The sequence below is a fragment of the Bergeyella zoohelcum ATCC 43767 genome, from assembly GCF_000301075.1.
GTDB lineage: Bacteria > Bacteroidota > Bacteroidia > Flavobacteriales > Weeksellaceae > Bergeyella > Bergeyella zoohelcum.
On sequence record NZ_JH932293.1, the window covers coordinates 2095031 to 2096491 of the forward strand.

At 34.0% G+C, this 1461-nt stretch carries 1 pseudogene; it reads right to left on the reverse strand.

Features of this window, described 5'->3' with window-relative positions:
* A pseudogene (locus HMPREF9699_RS11330) lies at positions 1-1361 on the reverse strand (hypothetical protein); the annotation flags it as partial.
* Between the last annotated feature and the right edge of the window lie 100 nt (positions 1362-1461).

The following is a 1461-nucleotide window of genomic DNA, read 5'->3' on the forward strand; positions in this document are numbered from 1 at the left end:
GCTGTAGAAGCGTTTCCTACTTTAAGCACCCCATCTGCTGTTACGAATACCGGACGGTCTCCTGTACTTGCTACATTGGTATTAACCGAATGTCGTAAATCTCCGAAACGGATTTGCCCTGCTTCTGTATGTATAGCACGGTTAATTTGCGTTCCTTTATTTACATCATCTATCTTTAAACCATATTGATTAGTAATATTGTTGTACTCTGCTGGTATTGAAAAAGTAGTATGAGTACCTATCATATTAGTAATAGTTGAATTAGGGACACTGCCACTTCGATCTTTTAAAACATAAAAATCATTTCTAGTCGCTACGGCATTGGTTATTTTATCGGAAGAAGTGCTAAGCATATAGAACATATTCCTTGTAGAAACAACATCTTTAATCTTAGCTTGTCCTGTAATAGTATTAAGAGATCTTGTACCTTCTATCAAACTGATATTTTGTCCTGTTGTTTTGATTGAATTTTGATTCAAAGCTCCTGTAATTGTTGTAATATCTCCATTATTCACTTCATTTAAATTCCAACCACCAACTGTCCAATTTGATTTTACTGGACTATAATACTGTACCATATTTAGATTTCCATATAGTAAGGTATAGTTTTTATTTGCATTTTTATTAACATGTACAATATTTCTCTGACCTGAGATCAATTTATCACTATTATTATTGTTATGCTCATCAACAAGTAAAAAATTAGCATTTAACCCTCTACTATCTGAACCATTTTTTAAAGGAACCTCATCTATATATTTAATATTTAAAATACCTGTATTTTCTATAGTACCATTGTTTCCTTGTTTAACATCCACTTCTGTAATACCATCTATGATATTTCCTGTATTGATATTTCTCGATATCTTAGGCGTATTTACTAGTCCACCATTTTCCGTATATTTTACTGTATTTTGGATATCATTATCCACCAATAAAATATCTTTGTTGGCTTGCTTTTGCCATATTTGTTGAGTAACATCACTCCCCGCTTTTACCCACTCAGTACCATTGTAGAAATAGTACCCTTTTTCCGTAATCTTCGCTACTCTATTATTTACTGTAGCATCACTTCCTACGGAGTAAGTAGCATCCGTAGCATATACCAAAGTACCTTCTACGGGAGTTTCAATATTAGCAATTCTCGTTTTGCTTAGCTTCGGGGCAATAATCCCTTCGTTGGTGGTGGCTTCTTTCTGAGCATTGGCTGTACTTGGGCGAATGTCCATTGTAGCACTCGGTGTTACGGTGTTTATCCCTACTTTACCCCTGTGTGGGTCTTGCTGCTGTTGCTGTGCGTAGCCATAAGTCATAAAACCTAAGAACGCTAACACACTGATCTTGATTGTTGTTTTGTTCATAATTTTAAATTTAAAAACGATTGTTATTTATTATTAAATGATTCAAAGATTAAAGGATTGAAAAAATTAAAAGATTCCGTTCGTTTCGATGATTTCGATA